The sequence below is a fragment of the Nocardia sp. NPDC003183 genome (assembly GCF_053590715.1).
Window position 1 is genome coordinate 25,933 of the sequence record NZ_JBSFTG010000016.1, and the last position, 23,025, is coordinate 48,957.

The following is a 23,025-nucleotide window of genomic DNA, read 5'->3' on the forward strand; positions in this document are numbered from 1 at the left end:
CGGGAAAGGTGCTCCACTCCGATGAGTTCTGGTCCCTTCGCCGGCCTCAACCGGCGACAGTTCCTCGCGAAAGCGATGGCCGCCGGTGCGGTGGGAACGCTTGCCACCTGGGCGAATCCGATTATCGACCGAGCTTTCGCCGCCGATCCGGTGGGGATGGGCGGGCTCGGCGATATCGAGCACTTCGTCTTGCTCATGCAGGAAAACCGGTCCTTCGACCACTATTTCGGCACCCTGTCGGGGGTGCGTGGGTTCGGTGAATCCTCCGCGTCGTGGCGTCAGTACGGGTGGTCGCCCGGAATCGGGCCCACCGCAGACGGTTTCGTCGAACCGTTCCGGCTCGACACCACCCGCGGCGCCACACTGGACGGGGAGTGCATCAACGACCCCGACCACACCTGGCCGGGCATGCACAAGGCATTCAACAACGGCCGCAACGACGGCTGGATGCCGATGTCGGTGGCCTCGGTCGGGCCGGCGAACGCGCCCGCGGCGATGGGTTACTACCTGCCGGAAGACATTCCGATCCACACCGAGCTCGCGCAGGCGTTCACGCTGTGCGACAACTACCACTGCTCGGTGCTCGGCCCCACCGACCCCAATCGGCTGTACTGGATGAGCGCGAGCATCGACCCCGACGGTCTGGCGGGCGGTCCGCTGGTGGAGACGCCGACCCTGCTTCCGAAGAACGTCTACAGCTGGCGTACCTACCCGGAGAACCTGTCCGAGGGCGGGGTGCCGTGGAAGATCTACAGCAATCGCGATGTCGGCCCGGCCTCGTCGATGATCCTGGACGGCATGATGGGCTGCTTCACCCAGGCCGCCGACCCGAATTCCGAACTGGCGCGACGCGGTATCGCACCGACCTACCCGAACGACTTCCAGGCCGACGTCGCCAACAACACGTTGCCCGCGGTGTCCTGGGTGGTGCCGTCGCTGCTGCACTGCGAACACCCCGCGCTGCCGGCGGCTTTCGGTGCGCTCGGCATAGTGCAGCTCCTCGATATCCTCACCTCGAATCCGGCGGTGTGGGAGAAGACGGCGCTGATCATCAGCTACGACGAGAACGGCGGCTTCTTCGACCACGTCACGCCGCCGACCCCGCCGCCCGGCACCGCGGGCGAATTCCTGACGGTGCCACTGGATCGGGTGCCCGCCGCGGGCGGGATCACCGGCCCGATCGGACTGGGTTACCGGGTGCCGTGCATGGTGATCTCGCCGTACAGCCGCGGTGGGTTGGTCGCCTCGCAGACCTTCGACCACACGTCCCAATTGCGGTTGCTGGAAACCAGATTCGGTGTCGATGTGCCGAATCTGACCGCGTGGCGACGCAGCGTCACCGGCGATATGACGTCCACGTTCGACTTTGCCGCGGCGCCTGATGCCGCGAAACCGGTGCTGCCCGACCCTCGCCCCAAGGCCGACGCGGCGATCGCGCAGTGCGGTCCGAATATCGCGGCGGGCACTCTCGGACAGGGTGTGCCGTACCCGGTGCCGCCGAATGCGATGCCGGCGCAGCAGCCGGGCGCGCGGCGCGCGCCGAGCGGTCTCGTCGGCGTCTGAGCCGGGGGTGGGCTCGGCATCGCGCCGGGCCCACTGTCAGCTCGCGGCGGCGGGCGACCAGTATCCGGTGGCCATGCTCGGGCGTTTGCGCATCGCGGCGAAGCTGTGTCTGGCGGGGGAGAGCAGGGTACTGAACCAGGAGCGCCGGTACTCGGCGAGAGTCGCTGCGACAGCCGGGAATTCGATGCAGTGCACACCGCCCGGCATACCGAGGCGGTGGCGAGCCGCCCGGTGGTTCCTGGTACTCATGATCATCCTCCGGTAGTCGTGCGGCCTTCTCGCCTGCGCGGAAGATTAATCCACGCGACGCGCCCGGCCCGGGATCTTCCGCCGCTCCGGGCATGGGCGTGTCGGAGCAGGTGCCACGGCGCGGCGGCGGGGATGCGAGACTGGGCCCATGTTGCGGATCGGCCTCACCGGAGGCATGGGAGCGGGTAAATCCACAGTGGCGCGGACGCTGGTCGAACTCGGGGCGGTGCTCATCGACTCCGATGCGATCGCCCGCGAGGTCGTCGCCCCCGGGACACCGGGTCTGGCCGCGCTGGTCGAGGAGTTCGGCGAGGGCATTCTGAGCCCCGACGGCAGCCTGGACCGGCCCGCGCTGGCCGCGGTCGCCTTCGCCGACGATGTGTCGCGGGGCAAGCTCAACGCCATCACCCATCCGCTGGTCGGCGCCCGCACCGCGGATCTGATCGGCGAGGCGGCCACCGATGCCGTTGTGGTGCAGGATATTCCGCTCCTGGTCGAGAATGGGCTCGCACCGCTGATGCAGCTCGTCGTGGTGGTGGGGGCCGAGGAGGAGACCAGGCTGCGCAGGCTGGTCGAACATCGCGGCGTGGCCGAAGCCGACGCGCGAGTCAGGATCGCGGCCCAGGCCACCGACGACCAGCGCCGCGCGGTCGCCGATGTGTGGCTCGACAACAACGGTGCGCCGGAGGTGGTCGAGGCGCGGGTCCGTGACCTGTGGACGCGACGGCTGGTGCCGTTCGAGCGCAATCAGCGCGAGGGCGTCCGGGCGCGAGCCGGCTACGTTCTCGTCACCGACCCGGAATGGGATATGCAGGCGCGCAGGATCATCGCCCGGCTGCACCTGGCCTGCGGTGCGTCGGCGGTGCGCATCGATCACGTCGGATCCACCGCGGTGCACGGGCTCCCCGCCAAGGACATCATCGACATCCAGGTGACGGTGGCCGACATGGCCACGGCCGAATCGCTGACGGATGCCTTGACGGCCGCCGGGTTCCCGCTCGCTCCCCAGGTGACGCACGACAATCCGAAACCGAGTCACGGCGATCCCGAGGGGACCGACCTCGCCCGGTGGGGAAAGCGTCTGCACGGCAACGCCGATCCGGGAAGGCCGGCCAATATCCATCTGCGCGTGCGGGATTCGCTCGGCCAGCGGTTCGCGCTCGATCTGCGTGACTGGTTGCGCGCGAACGAGAGCGCGCGGTCGGAGTACCTGGCGGTCAAGCGCGGAGCCGAGCTCGCGGCGGCGGATCTGACCGACGACGCAGCCGGTGACGCCTACTACGTGGTGAAGGAACCGTGGTTCGACGCGGTCTATCCGGTGGTCACCGAGTGGGCCACCGCCCGCGCGTGAACCGCGTACCAATCTGTTAAACGTCAATGTTTCGGAAACTGTCCGCACGCTGTCGCGCGCTGTGTAAATTGTGCGAAGTCACTACAGGGTGACTCGATTCACAGGGAAGTTGTAGCGCGTATGACAACACATCACCGTCAGTTCGGCCGTGCGGGCTTCGGCATCACCGCACTCGGCGCCGTCGCCGCCAGCCTCGTGCTGGCCGCTCCGCAGGCCTCGGCCTGGGTCGGCAATCTCGGCGTGGCCGGAACCGACCACAAGGTCGGTTGCAGCTACAAGTTGACCGCCAGCGTCGAGGTCGACCGGCTGACCTCGGTGAAGTTCACCGACAACGGCGTGGATATTCCGGGCAGCCCGGTGTCGCCGTCGCTGCTCTCGGGCACCGTGAGCATCACCTGGAAGCCGACCACGGCGGGCCAGCACAAGCTCGAAGCGCGTCAGCTGCTGATCAGCGACTCGATCACCGTCACCGTGGGTGCGGCGGGCAGCACCGGAAGCGCGTCGTGCGGCGGTGGCCTCGCGGATCTGTTCCCGAGCCTGTCGGCCGGCTGATACCGACTCCCCGCACCGCCCGGACCCGCCTACCGAGGTCCGGGCGGTTCGTCGTTTCGGCGCCAGGTCAGCGTCATCCCGAAGGTGCTCAGCCACTCCTCGAGTGAATAGCCGTGCGCGGCGATCCCGTCGATCGCCGCGGTGGCGTGTTCGATCGCCGCCTGACACTGCGCGGCGTCCAGCAGGCCGTCGGTGTGCGCGGCCAGCAGCTCGTCGACGTCGACGAGCCGGACATCACGCCGAGTGCGGACCAGTACGTCGAGGTAGTGGTCGACCGAGCGCCACAGTGTCGGCGACTCCCTGGTGAACGCGCCCACATCGACATAGATGTCCTGCCACTGCTCGACGCCGGGGTTGTAGTGCAGCTTCGACGCCCGCAGCGACAACTCCGGCAGCACCCACGATTCCAGGTAGTGGAAGTGCGCGTGATCGGAGTGGCGACCCATGTACAGGCCCCACGGTTCCACCCGATAGATCTCCACCGGCCGGACGAAACCTTTGGGATCGGTGTTCGTTCCGGCCGCGACGTCGAAGTACTCGACCTTGGGTGGATGCACGTGCACGGTGGATGCCTGCGTCATGAGCGCAGAATCTACCGGCGCGTGCCGACCCGCGCCCGGTCGCCGGTCACATCCAGGTCAGGGTGATCTCCTGCGACCGCAACCATTGTTCGACATCGTGGTCGTTGGCCGCCAGCCCGTCGAGCACGTGCGCGGCACGCTCGAATGCCCGGTCGGCGGGCTCGGTGCCGACATGGCCCGCGGCGTGCGCGGCGAGCAGTTCGCTGGACCCGGACAGCGTCGAGGACCGGCCGCGCCGCACCGCGATGTCGAGGAAGTAGTCGGTGGCCCGCCACCGTTTCGGCCCGACCTGGACGCACTCGATGATGTCGAGCACGTAGTCGTGGCTGCGGTGATGGCCGGGCCGGTCGTGGCTGATGGTGGCGCGAATGGCCTGGCCGGGCAGCATCCACGACTCCTCGTAGCGACCGTGCGGCCGGTCGAGGATGCGGGCCAGGTAGATGCCCCACGGCTGCACTTCGTACCGGTCGACCGGGCGGATGTAGCCCTTGGTGTCGGTGCTGGTCAGCTCGGCCAGGTCGAAGTATTCGACCCGGGGTCTGGCAGAGGGGGCGACGGTCGTGGAGACGGTGGTCGGTGTTAGCGGGCCGCGTATCTCTCTGGCGAAATAGCCGGCGAATCCGGTTACCGCGGGAGCCGCGACGAGCAGGGGAAGTAGAACGCTCATGGCCTTGTCCTTCACCACGTCCGATGATCAACTCAGGGTACGCCCGCATCGGGAGTTGTGGCGTGGTCGATTCGGCGCCTCGATCGTCGAATATCATTGGCGCAAGGGACTTTTCGGACATCGCGCGAAGTGCCGGGCATTCGCCGCGTTCGTGGGCGGTCCCCCCGACCAGGCGAAATGGGGGTCGCCGACGGTTTGCTTGCCGGTGGCTGTTGTCACAGTCGCGCAGTGCCGCGACGGCATCGATGAGCAGAAGTTCACCAGAACGACCACGACCCGACCGGCGGCGCTCGGCGCGGCGCGGGGTGTGGCGGACGGGCGGCGGCTCGCTGGAGCGCAAACGTGTCAGTGGTCGCGCCTAAGCTGGATCCATGGCATTCGCAACCGAGATCCCGACGGAAGGGTACGAAGAGCGGGGTCACCCGATCGCCCATTCCGAACACCGCCCCGTCGGCACGATCGAGCGCTCGGGCGCTCGATTCGAGGTGGTCAGCGAGTACTCGCCCGCCGGCGACCAGCCCGCGGCCATCGCCGAGCTCGAGCGCCGGGTGAACGCGGGGGAGAAGGACGTCGTCCTGCTCGGCGCCACCGGTACCGGTAAATCGGCGACCACCGCCTGGCTGATCGAGAAGTTGCAGCGCCCCACGCTGGTGATGGCACCGAACAAGACCCTGGCCGCGCAGCTGGCCAACGAGCTGCGCGAGATGCTGCCCAACAACGCGGTCGAGTACTTCGTCTCGTACTACGACTACTACCAACCCGAGGCGTACATCGCCCAGACCGATACCTACATCGAGAAGGACAGCTCGATCAACGACGACGTCGAGCGGCTGCGGCACTCGGCGACCTCGAGTCTGCTCTCGCGTCGCGATGTCGTGGTGGTCGCCTCGGTGTCGTGCATCTACGGTCTCGGCACCCCGCAGTCGTATCTGGACCGGTCGGTGCAGCTCGAGGTCGGCGGCGAGATCGACCGCGACGCGTTGCTGCGGCTGCTCGTCGACGTGCAGTACACCCGCAATGACATGTCGTTCACCCGGGGTTCCTTCCGGGTGCGCGGCGACACCGTGGAGATCATCCCGTCCTATGAGGAGCTGGCGATCCGCATCGAGTTCTTCGGTGACGAGATCGAGGCGCTCTACTACCTGCACCCGCTCACCGGTGACGTGGTGCGCCAGGTCGATTCGGCGCGCATCTTCCCGGCCACCCACTACGTGGCCGGTCCGGAGCGGATGGAGCGCGCGGTCGGCGACATCGAGGCCGAATTGGCCGCGCGGCTCGAGGAATTGGAACGTCAGGGCAAATTGCTCGAGGCTCAGCGGTTGCGCATGCGCACCGAATACGACCTGGAGATGATCCGTCAGGTCGGCTTCTGCTCGGGCATCGAGAACTACTCGCGCCACATCGACGGGCGCCCGGCGGGTTCGGCGCCTGCGACGCTGCTCGACTACTTCCCCGACGACTTCCTGCTCGTGATCGACGAATCGCACGTCACGGTGCCGCAGATCGGCGGCATGTTCGAAGGTGACATGTCGCGTAAGCGCAACCTCGTCGATTTCGGTTTCCGGTTGCCGTCGGCGGTCGACAACCGGCCGCTGACCTGGGAGGAGTTCGCCGGTCGGATCGGCCAGGCGGTGTATCTGTCGGCGACACCGGGCAACTACGAGCTGGGTCAGGTCGGCGGTGAGGTGGTCGAGCAGGTCATCCGCCCGACCGGCCTGGTCGATCCGAAGGTCGTGGTCAAGCCCACCAAGGGGCAGATCGACGACCTGGTGCACGAGATCCGTGAGCGGTCGGAGCGCGACGAGCGGGTTCTGGTCACCACACTCACCAAGAAGATGTCCGAAGACCTCACCGACTACCTGCTCGGCCTCGGTGTGAAGGTCCGCTACCTGCACTCCGAGATCGACACGCTGCGGCGCGTCGAACTGCTCCGGCAGCTACGCCTGGGCGAATACGACGTGCTCGTCGGCATCAACCTGCTGCGTGAGGGCCTCGACCTGCCCGAGGTGTCGCTGGTCGCGATCCTCGACGCCGACAAGGAAGGCTTCCTGCGGTCGAGCACCAGCCTCATCCAGACCATCGGCCGCGCGGCGCGCAACGTGTCCGGCGAAGTGCACATGTACGCGGACAAGATCACCGACTCGATGCAGCACGCCATCGAGGAGACCGACCGTCGCCGTGCCAAGCAGATCGCCTACAACACCGAGAACGGCCTCGACCCGCAGCCGCTGCGCAAGAAGATCGCCGACATCCTGGATCAGGTGTATACCGAGGCCGAGGACGAGGTGGCCGTCGGCGGATCGGGCCGCAATGCCAGCCGCGGCAGGCGCGCCCAGGGCGAACCGGGCCGGGCCAGCTCGGGTATCTACGCCGAACGCGATGTGAAGTCGATGCCACGTGCCGAATTGGCCGCCCTGGTCACCGAACTCACCGCGCAGATGATGAACGCGGCCCGCGAATTGCAGTTCGAGCTGGCGGGCCGGTTGCGTGACGAGATCGCCGACCTGAAGAAGGAGCTGCGCGGGATGGACGCCGCGGGGATTTCTTGACCATGCCGGCGCCACGGTCCCCGGGCGACCCCGCCCCCGAGTCGCGCGACCGATCGCGCGGGTGCTGCTCGGAGGCGAGGCCGCTGCGGACCCGGCCCGGCGGGGCGCTACGCCTGCTCGGCCATCCACGCGGCGACGCGGCGGTCGGCCTCCTCCTTCGAGACGTCCTCGACGCGGGTGATCACCGCCCAGCGGTGGCCGAAGGGGTCGATCACCACGCCGAAGCGATCTCCGGTGACGAAGGTCTGCGGTTCCTCGGCGCTGCGGGCACCGTGGGCGAGCGCGCGGGCGATCACCGCGTCCACGTCGGGGCAGTAGTGCACCACCGAGGTGTGCACCCAGTCCTCGGGGGCGCGAACATTGTTGTCGGGGACGGGCATTCCGAGCTGCAGGGTGGAATCCCCGATGAGCAGTTCGGCGTGCGCGGGCTGGCCGTCGGGCAGATCGGCGCGGCTGAGCACCTTCGCCTCGAAGACCGCGGTGTAGAAGTCGATGGCCGCGTTTCCGTCCGGCACGGCCAGGAAACAGGTGATGGAGTGGTAGCCCTCCGGAATGGGCGCAACGGGATTGGTCATGGATACGATCCTGCTCCGCGGCCGACGGCCCGTCTTGTAAGAACGCGACAGATCGGCCGATGATGACGGCGGCGCCGGATCCCGGTGATGTGAAAGGAATCCTGCACCCGGAGGAGCAGGCGAGACACCGGTCGCTGAACCGGCTGGGGGTCGGGCCCGCGCTGGCCGAGTTCGCGGACCGGTACTGGGTGGTGCGGTGGGATCTGCGCGGCCGGCCCAGCTATTCGGCGCAGGTGCTGTCGTTCCCGTGTGTGAACGTCACCTTCGAACGCAGCACCATCCGCACCGGCGGCTTCGTCACCGGGGTGTGCACGACGAAGTACGTGCGCGAGCTCGCCGGGGAAGGCGAGACCTTCGGCATCCGGTTCGCCCCCGGCGGATTCGGTGCCTTCACCGGCATGGATGTCGGCGCGCTGCGCGATGATTCGGCCCCGCTGTGCGCGGTGTTGCCCGAGGCCGCGGGCCTGGCCGACCGAGTGCTGGCCGAACAGTCCGACGAGCGCCGCCGCGACATCGTCGAGGAGTTCTTCGCGGGCCGTGGTCGCACCGACGATCCGCACTACGCGCTGGTGACCCGCATCGTCACCGCCATGGCGAACGATCCGGAGCTGACCAGGGTCGACCAGGTCACCGATCGTTTCGCCGTTCCGATCCGCACCCTGCAACGCCTGTTCCGCCGCTATGTCGGGGCAGGCCCGAAGTGGGTGCTGTGCCGGTTCAGATTGCAGGACGCCGCCGATCTGCTCGCGCACGGCCGCCCTGATCTCGCGGTACTCGCGGCCCAGCTCGGCTATTTCGACCAGGCGCATTTCAGCCGTGAATTCACCGCCGAGATCGGGATGTCGCCGACGGAATACGCGCGCAGCGCACAGGCGGTGAGCGCTGTCCCCACGGCGCGCTGACCGGGTGCGTCCAGACCCGAGAAGTAGGGGGTCTGAAATATTGGCGTTCCACCTTGGAACAGCGGTGTTCGTCGATAGTGTCACCGCATTCGCAGCGGCCGTTGCTGCGTGGAGAAGTCAGGACATCAACAGTGACAACATCATTCGATCGGACCGCTTGTCTCGGCGCCGCCCTCGCGACCGCGCTGGCCGCCACGGCTCTACTCGCGCCGGGCGCGCACGCGGACATCTCGGATGGCCAGCGGGTCAGCGTATCGAGTGCCGATCCGAAGGTCGGCTGTTCCTACACGGTGGTCGCGGTCAACGTCGTCGGCTACAGCTCGGGCCACGCCGGCGCACCGGTGACCTTCTACGACAACGGTGACGTGATCGACACGGTCGCGATCCCGGCGATCGGCGAGACCAAGACCTCCTGGCGTCCCGCCGCCGCCGGCTCGCACCAGTTGACGGCGAAAGTCGACAGCTATCTCAACAGCTGGTGGATCACCCCCGCCACGGTGACCGTGGCGGCGAATACCGGCACCGGAAGCGCGGCCTGCGGGTTCCCCAGTTTCTCCGGTTGATGTGATCAAAGTCCCAGCCGCACTACGTCGTTGATCGTGTTGTGATAGGCCACAATTTCTTCGAACTGCGGTCTTGTTGCCGCAGGTGAATCTTCTCGATTGTTGCGAAGGCCACCGTGACATCGGGCAGGGGCGCCAACACTCCCGGTGTGATCTGTTGCGATTTCTGATAAATCGGCCTGATTTGGCGTTAGGGTCGAGCCAATTGCCGCGCTGACGCTCGATTCCCGAGTGGTTCGGTGCTGGCACCGACCAAGTTGGAGGAGAGATGACCGCCTACCGGACCATTGTCGTCGGTACTGATGGCTCGGATTCGTCGTACGTGGCGGTGGAGAAGGCCGCGGCGCTCGCCGGGGACGCTGAGGCAACTCTCGTGCTGGCCTGCGCCTACTTCCCGACCGACGACCGCGACGTCGCCGCTGCCGCCGATGTGCTCAAGGACGAGGCCTACCAGGTCCGTGGCTCGGCCCCGACCAACGAGATCCTGCACGTCGCCCGGGAGAAGGCGCTGGCCGCCGGTGCGAAGAACATCGTCGACCGCGCGATCGTCGGCGAGCCGGTCGATTCGCTGCTCGACCTCGTCAACGAAGTGGACGCCGACCTGCTCGTCGTCGGCAACCGAGGCCTCAACACCCTCACCGGTCGCCTGCTCGGCTCTGTCCCCTCGGACGTGGCCCGCAAGTCCCGTTCGGACGTGCTGATCGTGCACACCGTCCGCTAGTTCGACGAGGAAGGCCCCTGACCGACTGCGGTCAGGGGCCTTCGTTGTGTCTCAGGCCGGTTCGAGCGCGGACAGCACCTCGGGGAGGTCCTCGGTGTGCACCACGGCCAGTCGCTGGGTCGCGCGGGTCAGCGCGACGTACAGGTCGTTGAGTCCGCGGGGGGACTCGTCCAGGATCGCCTGTGGCTCCGCCAGGTACACCCGGTCGAACTCGAGGCCCTTCGCGTCGTGCACGGTGAGGACCTGAACGGATTCACCTGCCAGCGAGGATAATTCGGGTACCAGGGTCGCGGGAGCGAGGACCGCGGAGGTACCCGGACCGTGCTCGACCTCGAGCAACCGCGCCACCTCGCCCGCGACGTCGGCGGGCAACACCCGGTAGGCGCGTGGGGGATTGCCGGTCTCGCGCACCGAACGCGGCACCTTGGTACCCGGGTCGATCTCGGCGAGCACATCGGCCGCGACCGCCATGATCTCGGCGGGAGTGCGGTAGTTCACCGTGAGCTCGGTGAGCTTCCAGCGCTGTGCGACATACGGTTCCAGCACCCGCTGCCAGGACGACGCGCCGGCCGGATCACCGGTCTGGGCGACGTCGCCGACGACGGTGATCCAGCGATTCGGGATGCGCCGCATCACCATGCGCCACGCCATTTCCGAAAGCTCCTGTGCCTCGTCGACGATCACGTGCCCGTAGGTCCAGGTCCGGTCGCCCGCGGCGCGTTCGGCGGTGGTCTGGCGGTTGCCGAATTCCTGGCGCTGGGCCAGCTGGGAGGCGTCGATCAGGTCGTAGGCCATCAGGATCTCGGGATCGAGTTCGTCCTCGATGTCCTGCGGGGCGGAACCGGTGAGGATGTCGAGGGCGTCCTGGGCCTCCTCGATCTGGGCTCGCCACCGGCGACGCGAGCGTTCGCGTTCCTCGGTGTCGTCGACCCCGAGCAGCTCGGCCAGCTCGTCGAGCAGCGGGGCGTCGGCCGCGCCGAAGGTGCCGTCGTCGGAGCGCACCAGCTCGGCGCGGTCCTCGGGGCTCAACGTCTTGGCGGCGCGGTCGAGACGCGCCGGGTCGGCGAGCAGGTCGGCCAGCACTTCCTGGGGCGAGAGCACCGGCCACAGCGCGCTGATCGCGGCCTGCACGTGCGGGTCGGCGCGCATCTCGTCGCCGATCTCGCTGAGGTCGGCGGAGCTGAGCAGGCTCGTGCCGCCGGACAGGTCGGCGCCCATCGTGGCGGCGAGCTGATCGGTGAGCGCGTCGATCACCGACGACGCGAAGATCGGCCTGGCCAGGTTGTGCGGGCGTCGCGAGGAGCGGGCCCGCCCACGCGCCCTGGTCGCCATCTTGCGGTCCAGCGTCACCGGGTAGCCGTCGAACGCCAGGCGCACCGGCTCCGACGGCACTTCCTGACGGTCGCGCACCGCCTGCTTGAGCACCTCGAGCATGTCGAGGGAACCCTTGATCTCCCCGGCGCGCAGCGAATCCTCGCGCACCGCCTTCACCCCCGGGTACAGGTCGCCGATGGTCGACAGCAGCACGCCGGTCTCGCCGAGCGAGGGCAGCACCTGGCCGATGTAGTCGAGGAAGGTGGCGTTCGGGCCGATGATCAGCACGCCGCTCTTGGCCAGCTGCTGCCGATAGGTGTAGAGCAGGAAGGCCGCGCGATGCAGCGCGACGGCGGTCTTGCCGGTGCCCGGCCCACCCTGCACCACGAGCACGCTCTTGTGCTCGGAGCGGATGATCGCGTCCTGCTCGCTCTGGATCGTCTCGACGATGTCGTTCATGTGCCCGGTGCGGGCGGCGTTGAGTGCCGACAGCAGCGCGCTCTCACCGCCGACGCCGTCGTCGGTGCCGACCACACCGTCGCGCTCGGCGGCATCGAGATCGAGGTACTCGTCGTTGATCGCGGTCACCGCGCGGTTGCGCGAGCGGATGTGCCTGCGCCGGGTGACGTTCTCGGGATTGGCGGTGGTGGCCAGGTAGAACGGGCGGGCCAGCGGAGCGCGCCAGTCGAGCAGCAGCGGCTCGTAGTCGTTGTCCTCGTCGAGGATGCCGAGCCTGCCGATGTAGCGCGCCGCGTCCTCGGTGCCTTCCAGATCGATCCGGCCGAAGCACAGACCGTGCTCGGCGGCGTCGTATTTGGACAGGTCCTCGTTGTAGAGCTGGGTGAAGGACTCGCGCTCACTGCGCGCCTGCGGTGTGCCACCGGATTCGAGGAGCACAGTCTTGAGCCGGTTCTGCGCGTAGTCGCGCATGCCGTCGAGCCGGTCGTAGAGCACCGAGAGGTACTGCTGCTCCTGTTCGATCTCGCGGTTGTGCGCGGCCGGGGAGGCGTCGGCGAGGCGGTCGGGCAAAACAGGACTCCTTTGTCACCGCGTTGAGAACAGAGTTGTCGAGTCTACGTGTCCGCGGGCAGGGCCGCCGCGACCGGGAACACTTCGTTGCCGAGGATCGGCGTGAAGTGTTCGACCACCGGGAAAGGTTCGTAGAAGTGGTGCAACAGCGCACGCCAGCGCTGATATTCCGGTGACTCGCGGAATCCCACTGTGTGGTCGGCCAGCTGCTCCCAGCGCACCAGCAACAGGAAGCAGTCGGGCCGCTCGACACAGCGCGACAACGACAACCCACCGAAACCGGGCATTCCCGCGATGATCGGATACGCCTGCGCGAAGGCCGCTTCGAAAGCGGCGGCGGCGCCGGGGCGAACGGGTAACAGCGCGTGTTCGACGATCACGCCGACCAGTCTGTCAGGAGGCGTGGGTGTTGTTCGAGCGTCGATTCTGACCGAGACCGAGCTCACGATGGGCCGACGGCTTGTCGCGGTACATCGCCAGGTCGGCGTCGTGCAGCACGGCTTCGGGCGTGCGCCGCTCGTGCGGGCCGAGTTCGGTGATGCCGACCGAGGCGCTCACCTCGAGACGGTGACCGCTGGCGATGATCGGTTCCGCCATCTTCACGCGCAGGCGCTCCACCAGTGCGGGCAGGTCGGCGCGCTGCGGATGACCGGCCAGCAACACCAGGAATTCGTCGCCCCCGAGCCGCCCGACCAGGTCTTCGGTGCGCAACGCCTGTTGCAACCGCTGGGCGACGATCTGCAACACCGTGTCGCCGATGGCGTGCCCGAGGGTGTCGTTGATCGCTTTGAAGCCGTCGAGGTCGATGAACAGCACCGTGGTGATCAGCGTGCCGCCGTCGTCGGCCAGCGCCGTGGACAGCTGCGACAGGATCAGGGAACGATTCGCGAGCCCGGTCAGCGCGTCATGGGTGGCCTGGTACTCGAGCTGGCGCTTGCTGGCCCGGAACGCGGTGATGTCGGCGAACGAGGACACCCCCGCCGACTCCGGGCTGTCCGGATTGAGTAATCGGCAGTTGCACGACAGCCATACCAGCTGCCCGTCGGTGCGCTCGACCCCGAAAATGAACTGGGTCACCGCCTCTCCCGTCGCGAGGGTGCGCGCCATCGGATGCTGGTCGGGCGCGAGTGGCCGGCCGTCGCGGTCGAGCATTTTCATGGGCAGTTCGTCGATGTGCAGTCCGAGTACCGGCTCGGCCTCCGCGGCGATGCCGAGTATGCGTTTGCCTGCGGGGTTGATCGATTCGAGGCGACCGCGCCGATCGACGACGAGCACGCCTTCTTCCAGCTGCGACACCACGGTGGTGAAATACGCCTCCGCCTGCCGCGCCGACGCCTCCGCCGCGCGCTGGGCGGTGAGATCGTGCACGACCACCTGGAACGCGAGCTTCTCCTGCCACACCGTGAGCACCGACACGGTCTGCACCGGCACCGTGCGCCCGTCCACCCGGACGAGATCCATGTCGGTGGGCGGCGAGGCCGATCCCTCGGCGGTGAGCTGATCGATCCGTTCGAGCATGGCCGCGACGGAATCGGGATGGACGAAGTCGGTGATCGACAAGCCGAGCAGGTCGTCCACCGAACGGGCGCCGAGCAGGCGAACCATCGCCGGATTGACGTAGACGATCGTCCCCGACTCGTGCACACAGATGGCATCGGGAGTGTGTTCGACCAGCGACCGGTAGCGCTGCGCGAGCTGCTCGGCGCTCGCCGCGTCGGTCCTTCCTTCTCCCACTGCGAAACCCCCGATCTCGGCCTGGTCTGCGAACGGCATACCGGACTAGTCTGGTGATCCTTCATGAAGATCCGCGAGGAGCGATGTGACACTGGATGTGCTCACGGGCGGCATGACCCACCGCCTCGATTCTATGTCGATCGCCGGCATGGGTGTTGTCTCCGGTTACGGGTGGGGTCGGGAATCGCTGTGGCAGGGATTGTTGGGGTGCAAACCGGCAGCCCGTTTGTACCCCGGTTACGGGCCCGGACGTGATCAGCACGCCTGGGTCGGGCTGATTCCCGACGGTGGTGACGCAGCCTACGGAACCGGTCTGTTCGGGCGTGCCGTGTTCGCCGCGGCCGCCGAGGCGATCGCCGACGCGCAGGAACGCGGGTGGCGCCGGGAGGGGCGCACCGTCGGCCTCGTGCACGCGTTCACCCTGGGCGATGTCGCCGATTGGCGCGATTTCTACCGTCGTGACGAGGGCCACCGGCGCTCACGCGACTATCTGCGGATGCTGCCGTCGACACCCATTTCGGTGGTGATGCAGGAGTTCGGTTTCCACGGGCCCGCGATGAACGTGTCGGCGGCGTGCAGTTCGGGCACTGTCGCGCTGCTGACGGCGAAGATGTGGCGTGACGCGGGTCTGGTCGACGATGTGTTGTGCATCACCACCGACCTGTCGGCCACCCCGGACATGCTCGAACATTTCGTCGGTCTGGGCGCCGCGATCGCCGATGCCGACCCGTTCACCGCCTGCAGGCCCTTTCAGGAGGGCACCCTCGGTTTCACGATGGCCGAGGCGTCGGTGGCGCTGCTGCTCACCGACGCGGTCGAGCGGCCCTATGCGCGGCTGCTCGGCGGCGCGATGACCAACGACGCCTTCCATGTCGTCTCGGTCGATCCCAGCCACACCCAGATCATCGCCTGCGTCCGGCGCGCTCTGGCCGACGCGGGGATCGACGCCGGCGACGTGGCGTACTACAACGCGCACGGCACCGGGACCAGGCAGTGCGATGCCGCCGAACGCGACGTGCTGCGCACCGTCTTCGACGACCGGCCCGCCATCGCCGCGCTCAAACCGCTCACCGGGCACTGTCAAGGCGCCTGCGCGGCGGTCGAAGTCGCCGCGATCTCCCTGTCCTACGAGCGCGGCATCGTCGCGTCGGCGCCGGCTGTGGCGACCGCGCACCCGCGACTGCTCAACGGCCCGACCCCGCTGCTCGACGGCGCGACGCTGAAACTGTCGATGGGAATGGGCGGCAACAACGCCGCCGTGGTCCTGGCCGCGGCCTGACTCAATCCTCGCCCGTCTCGGGTCCGGCGGCGAGGGCGAATCCGCCGGTCGTCGGCGCGTCCTGGGGCAGGGGCACCGCCCAGCGCAGCTGTGTGCCCGGCATCTCGGGGTGGTTGCCGTCGGCGTCGGGGCGTTTCGCCGGACCGACCTCGAAGTACCCGCCCGCCTCCTGCGCGCGCTGCTCGAGATTGCGCAGCCCGCTGCGGATGACGTGGTTCGGAATGCCCCAGCCGTTGTCGGACACCGTGATCACCAGATCGTCGGCCACCTCGATCACGATGGCGACGGTGTCGGCACCGGAGTGGCGCACCGCGTTGCTCACCGCCTCGCGCACCACCGCCTCGGCGTGGTCGGCCAGCTGCGGATCGAGGACCGACAGCGGGCCCGACACCTGGATCGTCGCGCGCAGGGCGATATCGGAGGTCTGGCGACGGATCGCCACCTCGAGGCGCTGCTGCAGCCCTTCGCTGTGACCGGAGCCGCTGGCGTGCAGATCGAAGATGGAGGTGCGGATCTCCTGCACCACCTCCTGCAGATCCATGATCACCGTCGAAAGCCGTTGCCGCACTTCGGGAACCACTGCCTTGGGCAGGGTCGCCTGCACGGTGAGGCCGATCGCGAACAGGCGCTGGATCACATGGTCGTGCAGGTCGCGCGCGATCCGGTCGCGGTCGGCGACGAGGTCGAGTTCGCGCATCCGCTGCTGCGCGTCGGCCAGCCGCACCGCCAGCGCGGCCTGATCGCAGAAGGCCGCCGTCAGCTCGAGCATCTCGTCGGAATACGGCGCGAAACCCGGCGGCCGGAACGTCACCAGGACGCCGAGGGTGGCATCGGGGGTGCACAGCGGCAGCACGAGAGCCGGTCCGGCTCCGGGCAATTCGGCCACGGGGAACTCGACGCCCAGTGTCACCTGCGACACGTCGTCGAAGCGCAGCGGTGTGCGTCTGCTGAAGGCGTCGCCCACCACCGTCCCCGCGATCGGGATGGTCTGCCAGTCCTGGCCCGCATCGGGGCCGGTCCACTGGGTGACCACCAATTCGCTGATCTCGCCGGGCAATTCGTCGGGCACCGGCACCGAGGCGAGAAACGCCTGATGCGATCCGGTGAGCCCGCGCGCGTGATCGACCACATGACCGAGCACCCGATCGGATTCGGTACCGGCCAGGAATTCCGTCGCGATATCGCGCGTCGCCTCGATCCACGCCTGCCTGGTGCGTGCCTGCTCGTAGAGTCGCGCGTTGTCGACCGCGATGCCCGCGGCGGCCGCCAGCGCCAGTACCAGGACTTCGTCTTCCTCGGTGAACGGCTGACCGTCGGACTTCTCGGTCAGATAGAGACTGCCGAACACCTCGTCCCGAATGCGTACGGGCACACCGAGGAACGTGTGCATCGGCGGATGTCCCGCCGGAAACCCGATCGAGGATTCGTGCTGGGTGAGATCGGCCAGCCGCAGCGGCGCCTTGTGCGCGAACACCGCGCCGAGTACGCCGTGGCCCGCGGGTAATCGCGCGATCCGGTCGCGGATCTGATCCGGCATGCCCTCGTCGATGAACTGCGCGACCTGCTGATCGTGGCCGCGGACCGCCAGCGCGCCGTAGCGGGCGTCGACCAGGCTCATCGCGGTCCGCACGATGGTGCGCAGGGTTTCGTCCAGGTCCAGACCCGCGGTGACGGTGAGCATGGCCTCGACGAGGCCGTCCATCCGATCGCGCGAACCGATCATCACTTCGACCCGGTCGGCGACCTCGCCGAGCAGGCTGCGCAACATCTGCCGCGACACCGTCTGGTCAGCCGAATAGCGGCCGCCCCGACCGTCGTTCGCCATCGCAGTACCCCGTCTTCGCAGCTCCTCGAGTGAGTCGAAGCAAAGTCTAGTCCGCAATGAGGGGACTTTCGGCCCTTCACTCGCACCGGCGGTAGTGGTGGCATTGGGCACCGGGAATTGGGATCGAGAAGTGGGGCACATGATGAATTCGTTGTCGAGCACCCAGCACTGGACGACCGCCGCGGACCCGGAGCTCGCCGTGACCACGCGTGGCGAAGTGCCGGCCCAGGACGTCACCCGTGCTGTTCGGGCCATCACCCGCGTGATGCGCAGGCATCATCTCGACAGTCCGGCCAGGGTGCGCGTCACCGCGCCGCAGGGGTACGACGAGCCGACCCTGGTGCAGGCCAATATCCGTACCAACGACACCTTCACCCGTGTCCAGGTCACCGGCCCCGGCGGTTTCGCGGTCACCTTCGCCGCCGAACGGCTCGACCGTCAGCTCGCCCGCCGCGCGGGCAAGGAAGCGCGCGGCGCGTGGCCCGACCCGGCCCGTCGGCCGCTGGCCCAGATCACCGAGACGCGGCCGATCATCCGTCGCAAGGACTGTGCCCTGATGACCGGAACGCCGCTGGAAGCCAGCACCGTGCTGGACGCGATGGACTACGACGCCTACCTGTTCACCGACGCCGATACCGGTGAGGACGCCATCGTCACGTGGGCCGACCCGCACGGCGTCGCGCTGGCCAGGCAGCGGCTCACCGCCGCGGCGGACTCCTCGGCCGAGCTGCCGTTGACCGCGAGCGCGATGCCGGTCCGGGTGGTGCAGGACGCGGCTCCCGTCTTCGCCGAGGACGAGGCCTCCGACGCGCTGTGCGCCGCCGGGCTGCCCTACCTGTTCTTCACCGACAGCCACACCGGCCGCGGCAACCTGCTCTACCGCCGCTACGACGGGAACCTCACCATCGTCGTCCCGTCCTGAACCGTCACGGCTCGCGGAGTTTCGTCGCCAGGACGGCCGCCTGGGTGCGGCGTTCGACACCCAGTTTCGCCAGCAGCCGCGAGACGTAGTTCTTGACCGTCTTCTCCGCGAGGAACATGCGCGCGGCGATCTGCCGGTTGGTCAGACCCTCGCCGAGCAGTTCGAGTAGCCGGCGTTCCTGGTCGGTGAGCCCGGCCAGCGGCCCGGAGGGTTCGGCGCTGCGGCGCAGCCGGGCGCGCAGGGCGTCGGCGGCGCGGGTATCGAGCAGCGAGTGGCCCGCGCCCACCTGCTTGATCGCGTCGGCCAGTTTCATCCCGTCGATGTTCTTCACCACATACCCGCTGGCGCCGGCCAGGATGGCGTCGAGCATGGCGTGCTCGTCGGAGAACGAGGTCAGGATCAGGCAGTGCAGGTCGTCGAATTCGGCCAGCAGGTTGCGGCACAGCTCGATGCCGTTGCCGTCGGGTAACCGCACGTCGAGGACCGCGACATCGGGGCGGGCCTCGCGGATGCGCACCATCGCCTCGGCGACACCGCCCGCCTGACCGATCACAGTGAGTTCTGGATCACCTTCCAGCAGGTCGATCAACCCTCGCCGCACGATCTCGTGGTCGTCGACCAGGAACACCTCGAGCACGCCGGCTCCTTCATCATGTCGAGCGATCCCCCCTTGTGGTCCAACATAATCCGCGTATCTCGGTCGTGGGGCCTGTCGGCGAACGAGAAATGTCACGCCCCCTGCGCAGAGCCCTGGGTCGACGGGGCCGCTCGCCTGCGGACCGAAACTTGTCGGACCCCCGGCCTAGCATTGACGACGGGGGAATATGTCCGGTCGGCGGATGACGATGGAGAAGGGATTCACCAGGTGGCGGAACGCCTCACTGTGCGCGGAGCTCGGGAACACAACCTGAAAGGTGTAGACCTGGATTTGCCGCGCGACAGCCTGATCGTGTTCACCGGTCTGTCCGGTTCCGGGAAGTCGAGCTTGGCGTTCGACACGATCTTCGCCGAGGGACAGCGTCGCTACGTCGAATCGCTGTCGGCCTACGCGCGTCAGTTCCTCGGGCAGATGGACAAGCCGGATGTCGACTTCATCGAGGGGCTCTCGCCCGCGGTGTCGATCGACCAGAAGTCGACCAACCGCAACCCGCGGTCCACGGTCGGCACCATCACCGAGGTCTACGACTACCTGCGCCTGCTCTACGCCCGCGCGGGCACGCCGCACTGCCCGGTCTGCCACGAGCTGATCGAAAAGCAGAGCCCGCAGCAGATCGTCGACCAGGTGCTCGCGATGGATGACGGCCTCAAGTTCCAAGTGCTGGCGCCTGTGGTGCGCACCCGCAAGGGCGAGTTCGTCGACCTGTTCGACCAGCTCAAGACCCAGGGTTACTCGCGCGTGCGGGTCGACGGCGTGGTGTACCCGCTCACCGATCCGCCGAAGCTGAAGAAGCAGGAGAAGCACGACGTCGAGGTGGTCGTCGACCGCCTCTCGGTCAAGGCCGCCTCCAAGCAGCGCCTCACCGACTCGATCGAGACCGCGCTGCGCCTGGCCGACGGCATCGTGGTGCTCGATTTCGTCGACCGCGACGAGCACGCCCACGACCGGGAGCGCCGTTTCTCCGAACGTCTGGCCTGCCCCAACGGCCACCCCCTCGACATCGAGGACCTCGAGCCCCGTTCGTTCTCCTTCAACTCGCCCTACGGCGCCTGCCCCGACTGCACCGGCCTCGGCATCCGCAAGGAAGTCGATCCGGAACTGGTGGTGCCCGACCCCGACCTGAGCCTGGCCGACGGCGCGATCGCCCCGTGGTCGCGCGGGCAGACCGCCGAGTACTTCAACCGGTTGCTCTCCGGGCTGGCCGAGGCGGTCGGCTTCTCGATGGACACCCCGTGGCGCGATCTGCCCGCGAAGGCACGCAAGGCGGTGCTGGAAGGCAGCTCCGACCAGGTGCACGTGTCCTACACCAACCGCTACGGGCGCAAGCGTTCCTACTACGCCGATTTCGAAGGCGTGATGCCGTTCCTGCAGCGGCGCATGGAGAACACCGAGTCCGAGCAGATGAAAGAGCACTACGACGGGTACATGCGCGATGTGGCGTGCCCGGTCTGCAACGGTTCCCGGCTGCGCCCGGAGATCCTGGCCGTCACCCTGGCCTCGGACGGCACCGACAAGTCGATCGCCGAGGTCAGTGAACTGTCCATCGGCGACTGCGCGCACTTCCTGAATGCGCTCACGCTGGGGGAACGCGAGACCGCGATCGCCGGTCAGGTGCTCAAGGAGATCCAGGCCCGGCTCGGTTTCCTGCTCGACGTCGGCCTGGAGTACCTGACGCTGTCGCGGGCGGCCGCGACCCTGTCCGGCGGTGAGGCCCAGCGCATCCGGCTGGCCACCCAGATCGGTTCCGGTCTGGTCGGTGTCCTCTATGTTCTCGACGAGCCGTCGATCGGTCTGCACCAGCGCGACAACCGCAGGCTCATCGAGACGCTGCTGCGGTTGAAGAAGCTGGGCAACACGCTGATCGTCGTCGAGCACGACGAGGACACCATCCGCGCCTCGGACTGGGTGGTCGACATCGGTCCCCTCGCGGGCGAGCACGGTGGTCGCGTGGTGCACAGCGGTCCCTATGAGGAGCTGCTGACCGAGCCCGAATCACTCACCGGCGCTTATCTTTCCGGCCGCGAGCAGATCGAGCTGCCGCTGGTGCGGCGCGCGATCGACAAGAAGCGCAAGCTCACCGTCGTGGGCGCCACCGAACACAATTTGCGCAATGTCGACGTGGCGTTCCCGCTGGGTGTACTCACCGCGGTCACCGGTGTCTCCGGTTCGGGCAAGTCGACCCTGGTCAACGACATCCTGGCCACCGTTCTCGCGAACAAGCTCAACGGTGCCCGCCAGGTGCCGGGCCGGCACACCAGGATCAACGGCCTCGACAACCTCGACAAGCTGGTGCAGGTCGATCAGTCGCCGATCGGGCGCACCCCGCGCTCGAACCCGGCCACCTACACCGGCGTCTTCGACAAGATCCGCACCCTGTTCGCCTCCACCACCGAGGCCAAGGTGCGCGGCTATCAGCCCGGGCGGTTCTCGTTCAATGTCAAGGGCGGGCGCTGCGAAGCCTGCTCGGGCGACGGCACGCTCAAGATCGAGATGAACTTCCTGCCCGATGTGTACGTCCCGTGCGAGGTCTGCCACGGCGCTCGGTACAACCGGGAAACCCTCGAGGTGCACTACAAGGGCAAGACCATCGCCGAAGTCCTCGACATGCCGATCGACGAGGCGGCCGACTTCTTCGAGGCGATCACCTCGATCCACCGCTATCTCAAGACCCTCGTCGAGGTCGGCCTGGGTTACGTGCGGCTGGGCCAGAGCGCGCCGACCCTGTCCGGCGGTGAGGCGCAGCGCGTGAAGCTGGCCGCCGAGCTGCAGAAACGGTCCATGGGCCGGACGGTCTACATCCTCGACGAGCCGACCACCGGCCTGCACTTCGAGGACATCCGCAAACTGCTCAAGGTGATCAACGGACTGGTCGACAAGGGCAACACGGTGATCGTCATCGAGCACAACCTCGACGTCATCAAGACCGCCGACTGGGTCATCGACATGGGCCCCGAGGGCGGTTCCGGCGGCGGTACGGTGGTCGCCACCGGCACGCCGGAGGATATCGCCGGGGTGTCGGACAGCTACACCGGTCAGTTCCTGAAGGAGGTGCTGGCAGCGCCGGCGCCGAAGAAGCCCGCCGCGAAGAAGGCGGCGAAGAAAGCCGCCCCGGCGAAGAAGGCACCGGCGGAGACGACTGCGGCCAAGCGGTTGGCGCGAAAGGCGGCCGCGCTGCGCTGAGCCGGGCTACCGTCCTTTTCGAGACGTTCCGGCAGGGACTTTCCGAAAGCGCCACGAAGTGAAACAGCCGTGGGTAACATTCGCCTCACCGTCCCCGGAATGCCGGGTAGTAGCGGTTTGTCGACGGCTCGATCGTCGTGTAGTTCGAAAGGAACGTCCTCATGGATGAAGCCACCACGGCGCTCATCGCCCAGATTCTCGGTTTCCTCGCCGGCGGGTCATCGTTGGCTTACGAGCCCACCAAGCCGACCGTCTGACCTGGATTCGAAAGGAACGCCTGTAATGGATACCGGAAGCGCGGCGCTGCTCACCGCACTCGCCAACATGATCTCCTCCGGCTCGGCCGTCTCGGTCACCCCCGGCGGTCCCACTCCGACCCCCGTGGTCTGAGTCGCGACGTTCGCTCGCAGCACAGAAAAAGATCCGCCGACGCACTGCGCCGGCGGATCTTTTCGTTGTGCGGAACTCAGTGCACCGGACCGGTGTACTTCTCGCCCGGTCCCGTCCCCGGCGCGTCCGGTACCGAGGATGCCTCGCGGAACGCGCGCTGAAGCGCCTGCAAACCCTCGCGGATCGGGCCCGCGTGCGGGCCGAGGTACTCCACCGAGGCCGTGACCAGTCCGGCCAGTGCGGTGATCACCCGGCGCGCCTCGTCGAGGTCGACGCCCGCGCCCGAATCCGGGTTCTCGCCTGCCAGGCCCAGCTTCTCCGCGGCCGAACTCATCAGCATCACGGCGGCCCGGCTGATCACCTCGACAGCGGGGATGTCGGCCAGGTCGCGCACAGGAGGATCGAGCTCGTCAGTCATGCT

General features: G+C 67.8%; 20 protein-coding genes. 10 read left to right on the top strand and 10 right to left on the bottom strand.

The genetic code is table 11. The annotated features are described in order from the left end of the window. Positions 1–21 precede the first annotated feature (21 nt). Positions 22–1,563: a phospholipase C gene (locus ACWDXS_RS30240; RefSeq protein WP_378994102.1), complete on the top strand. Its 1,542-nt coding sequence runs from the start codon at positions 22–24 to the stop codon at positions 1,561–1,563. Between the two features lie 36 nt (positions 1,564–1,599). Here the strand turns inward: ACWDXS_RS30240 and ACWDXS_RS30245 are convergent, their stop codons facing one another. Further along, positions 1,600–1,812 (bottom strand): hypothetical protein, encoded by a 213-nt coding sequence (locus tag ACWDXS_RS30245; protein WP_387448101.1) that lies wholly within the window; start codon positions 1,810–1,812, stop codon positions 1,600–1,602. Between the two features lie 148 nt (positions 1,813–1,960). On the opposite strand from ACWDXS_RS30245, the gene coaE reads away from it, so the two are divergent. Together coaE and ACWDXS_RS30255 are read left to right on the top strand one after the other, a co-directional pair. Then, positions 1,961–3,163, top strand: coding sequence for a dephospho-CoA kinase (gene coaE, locus ACWDXS_RS30250; RefSeq protein WP_449970921.1), 1,203 nt, complete (start codon positions 1,961–1,963; stop codon positions 3,161–3,163). A gap of 120 nt (positions 3,164–3,283) precedes the next feature. Then, the gene (locus tag ACWDXS_RS30255) at positions 3,284–3,715 is read left to right on the top strand and encodes a hypothetical protein (protein WP_378661173.1); all 432 of its coding nucleotides are present in this window, start codon (positions 3,284–3,286) and stop codon (positions 3,713–3,715) included. Positions 3,716–3,744: 29 nt separating this feature from the next. Here ACWDXS_RS30255 and ACWDXS_RS30260 read toward each other — a convergent pair whose 3' ends face one another. Then, a complete protein-coding gene (locus tag ACWDXS_RS30260) occupies positions 3,745–4,296 on the bottom strand; it encodes a DUF402 domain-containing protein (protein WP_378994109.1) in 552 nt (183 codons plus the stop codon). A gap of 46 nt (positions 4,297–4,342) precedes the next feature. Beyond that, positions 4,343–4,963 (bottom strand): DUF402 domain-containing protein, encoded by a 621-nt coding sequence (locus tag ACWDXS_RS30265; protein WP_449970926.1) that lies wholly within the window; start codon positions 4,961–4,963, stop codon positions 4,343–4,345. Between the two features lie 371 nt (positions 4,964–5,334). Between ACWDXS_RS30265 and uvrB the strand changes: the two genes are divergently transcribed. Then, entirely contained in the window at positions 5,335–7,512 is a 2,178-nt protein-coding gene (gene uvrB / locus ACWDXS_RS30270) for an excinuclease ABC subunit UvrB (protein ID WP_378994113.1), read from the top strand. Positions 7,513–7,619: 107 nt separating this feature from the next. Here the strand turns inward: uvrB and ACWDXS_RS30275 are convergent, their stop codons facing one another. After that, positions 7,620–8,087, bottom strand: coding sequence for a VOC family protein (locus ACWDXS_RS30275; RefSeq protein ID WP_449970929.1), 468 nt, complete (start codon positions 8,085–8,087; stop codon positions 7,620–7,622). A 59-nt stretch (positions 8,088–8,146) separates the two neighbouring features. Between ACWDXS_RS30275 and ACWDXS_RS30280 the strand changes: the two genes are divergently transcribed. The 3 genes from ACWDXS_RS30280 to ACWDXS_RS30290 all read left to right on the top strand — a co-directional run bounded on the left by ACWDXS_RS30280 (position 8,147) and on the right by ACWDXS_RS30290 (position 10,273). Next, positions 8,147–8,989: a helix-turn-helix domain-containing protein gene (locus ACWDXS_RS30280; RefSeq protein ID WP_378994115.1), complete on the top strand. Its 843-nt coding sequence runs from the start codon at positions 8,147–8,149 to the stop codon at positions 8,987–8,989. A gap of 131 nt (positions 8,990–9,120) precedes the next feature. Next, on the top strand, positions 9,121–9,552 hold the full coding sequence (locus ACWDXS_RS30285) for a hypothetical protein (protein ID WP_449970932.1): 432 nt from the start codon (positions 9,121–9,123) through the stop codon (positions 9,550–9,552). Positions 9,553–9,820: 268 nt separating this feature from the next. Further along, a complete protein-coding gene (locus ACWDXS_RS30290) occupies positions 9,821–10,273 on the top strand; it encodes a universal stress protein (RefSeq protein WP_378661184.1) in 453 nt (150 codons plus the stop codon). 51 nt (positions 10,274–10,324) lie between these two features. Here ACWDXS_RS30290 and ACWDXS_RS30295 read toward each other — a convergent pair whose 3' ends face one another. From ACWDXS_RS30295 to ACWDXS_RS30305, 3 genes are read right to left on the bottom strand one after another with little or no spacing between them, the layout of a single operon-like run. Next, entirely contained in the window at positions 10,325–12,616 is a 2,292-nt protein-coding gene (locus ACWDXS_RS30295; protein ID WP_449970935.1) for a HelD family protein, read from the bottom strand. A gap of 44 nt (positions 12,617–12,660) precedes the next feature. After that, positions 12,661–12,996, bottom strand: a complete 336-nt coding sequence (locus tag ACWDXS_RS30300; protein WP_449970938.1) for an antibiotic biosynthesis monooxygenase family protein — start codon at positions 12,994–12,996, stop codon at positions 12,661–12,663. Positions 12,997–13,009: 13 nt separating this feature from the next. Beyond that, positions 13,010–14,389 (bottom strand): diguanylate cyclase domain-containing protein, encoded by a 1,380-nt coding sequence (locus tag ACWDXS_RS30305; RefSeq protein WP_379317105.1) that lies wholly within the window; start codon positions 14,387–14,389, stop codon positions 13,010–13,012. 94 nt (positions 14,390–14,483) lie between these two features. Between ACWDXS_RS30305 and ACWDXS_RS30310 the strand changes: the two genes are divergently transcribed. Further along, a complete protein-coding gene (locus ACWDXS_RS30310) occupies positions 14,484–15,629 on the top strand; it encodes a beta-ketoacyl synthase N-terminal-like domain-containing protein (protein ID WP_449971079.1) in 1,146 nt (381 codons plus the stop codon). A gap of 1 nt (position 15,630) precedes the next feature. On the opposite strand, the gene ACWDXS_RS30315 is transcribed toward ACWDXS_RS30310, so the two are convergent. Next, complete coding sequence (locus ACWDXS_RS30315) at positions 15,631–17,454, bottom strand: sensor histidine kinase (RefSeq protein ID WP_378994126.1); 1,824 nt, start codon at positions 17,452–17,454, stop codon at positions 15,631–15,633. Positions 17,455–17,593: 139 nt separating this feature from the next. Here ACWDXS_RS30315 and ACWDXS_RS30320 point away from each other — a divergent pair, with 139 nt between their 5' ends. Then, positions 17,594–18,376, top strand: a complete 783-nt coding sequence (locus ACWDXS_RS30320) for a sigma 54 modulation/S30EA ribosomal C-terminal domain-containing protein (protein ID WP_378637062.1) — start codon at positions 17,594–17,596, stop codon at positions 18,374–18,376. Positions 18,377–18,380: 4 nt separating this feature from the next. Here ACWDXS_RS30320 and ACWDXS_RS30325 read toward each other — a convergent pair whose 3' ends face one another. Continuing rightward, the gene (locus ACWDXS_RS30325; protein WP_056824462.1) at positions 18,381–19,013 is read right to left on the bottom strand and encodes a response regulator transcription factor; all 633 of its coding nucleotides are present in this window, start codon (positions 19,011–19,013) and stop codon (positions 18,381–18,383) included. Positions 19,014–19,241: 228 nt separating this feature from the next. Between ACWDXS_RS30325 and uvrA the strand changes: the two genes are divergently transcribed. Then, complete coding sequence (uvrA, locus tag ACWDXS_RS30330) at positions 19,242–22,214, top strand: excinuclease ABC subunit UvrA (protein WP_378994130.1); 2,973 nt, start codon at positions 19,242–19,244, stop codon at positions 22,212–22,214. A gap of 466 nt (positions 22,215–22,680) precedes the next feature. On the opposite strand, the gene ACWDXS_RS30335 is transcribed toward uvrA, so the two are convergent. After that, positions 22,681–23,022: a DUF1844 domain-containing protein gene (locus ACWDXS_RS30335; protein WP_378637057.1), complete on the bottom strand. Its 342-nt coding sequence runs from the start codon at positions 23,020–23,022 to the stop codon at positions 22,681–22,683. Positions 23,023–23,025 lie beyond the last annotated feature (3 nt).

Bases quoted from the DNA above. Each gene is read 5' to 3' on its own strand.
- ACWDXS_RS30240 (WP_378994102.1), top strand. From the start codon at position 22: ATGAGTTCTGGTCCCTTCGCCGGCCTCAACCGGCGACAGTTCCTCGCG.
- ACWDXS_RS30245 (WP_387448101.1), bottom strand. From the start codon at position 1,812: ATGAGTACCAGGAACCACCGGGCGGCTCGCCACCGCCTCGGTATGCCG.
- coaE (WP_449970921.1), top strand. From the start codon at position 1,961: ATGTTGCGGATCGGCCTCACCGGAGGCATGGGAGCGGGTAAATCCACA.
- ACWDXS_RS30255 (WP_378661173.1), top strand. From the start codon at position 3,284: ATGACAACACATCACCGTCAGTTCGGCCGTGCGGGCTTCGGCATCACC.
- ACWDXS_RS30260 (WP_378994109.1), bottom strand. From the start codon at position 4,296: ATGACGCAGGCATCCACCGTGCACGTGCATCCACCCAAGGTCGAGTAC.
- ACWDXS_RS30265 (WP_449970926.1), bottom strand. From the start codon at position 4,963: ATGAGCGTTCTACTTCCCCTGCTCGTCGCGGCTCCCGCGGTAACCGGA.
- uvrB (WP_378994113.1), top strand. From the start codon at position 5,335: ATGGCATTCGCAACCGAGATCCCGACGGAAGGGTACGAAGAGCGGGGT.
- ACWDXS_RS30275 (WP_449970929.1), bottom strand. From the start codon at position 8,087: ATGACCAATCCCGTTGCGCCCATTCCGGAGGGCTACCACTCCATCACC.
- ACWDXS_RS30280 (WP_378994115.1), top strand. From the start codon at position 8,147: ATGATGACGGCGGCGCCGGATCCCGGTGATGTGAAAGGAATCCTGCAC.
- ACWDXS_RS30290 (WP_378661184.1), top strand. From the start codon at position 9,821: ATGACCGCCTACCGGACCATTGTCGTCGGTACTGATGGCTCGGATTCG.
- ACWDXS_RS30305 (WP_379317105.1), bottom strand. From the start codon at position 14,389: ATGCCGTTCGCAGACCAGGCCGAGATCGGGGGTTTCGCAGTGGGAGAA.
- ACWDXS_RS30310 (WP_449971079.1), top strand. From the start codon at position 14,484: ATGTCGATCGCCGGCATGGGTGTTGTCTCCGGTTACGGGTGGGGTCGG.
- ACWDXS_RS30315 (WP_378994126.1), bottom strand. From the start codon at position 17,454: ATGGCGAACGACGGTCGGGGCGGCCGCTATTCGGCTGACCAGACGGTG.
- ACWDXS_RS30320 (WP_378637062.1), top strand. From the start codon at position 17,594: ATGATGAATTCGTTGTCGAGCACCCAGCACTGGACGACCGCCGCGGAC.
- ACWDXS_RS30335 (WP_378637057.1), bottom strand. From the start codon at position 23,022: ATGACTGACGAGCTCGATCCTCCTGTGCGCGACCTGGCCGACATCCCC.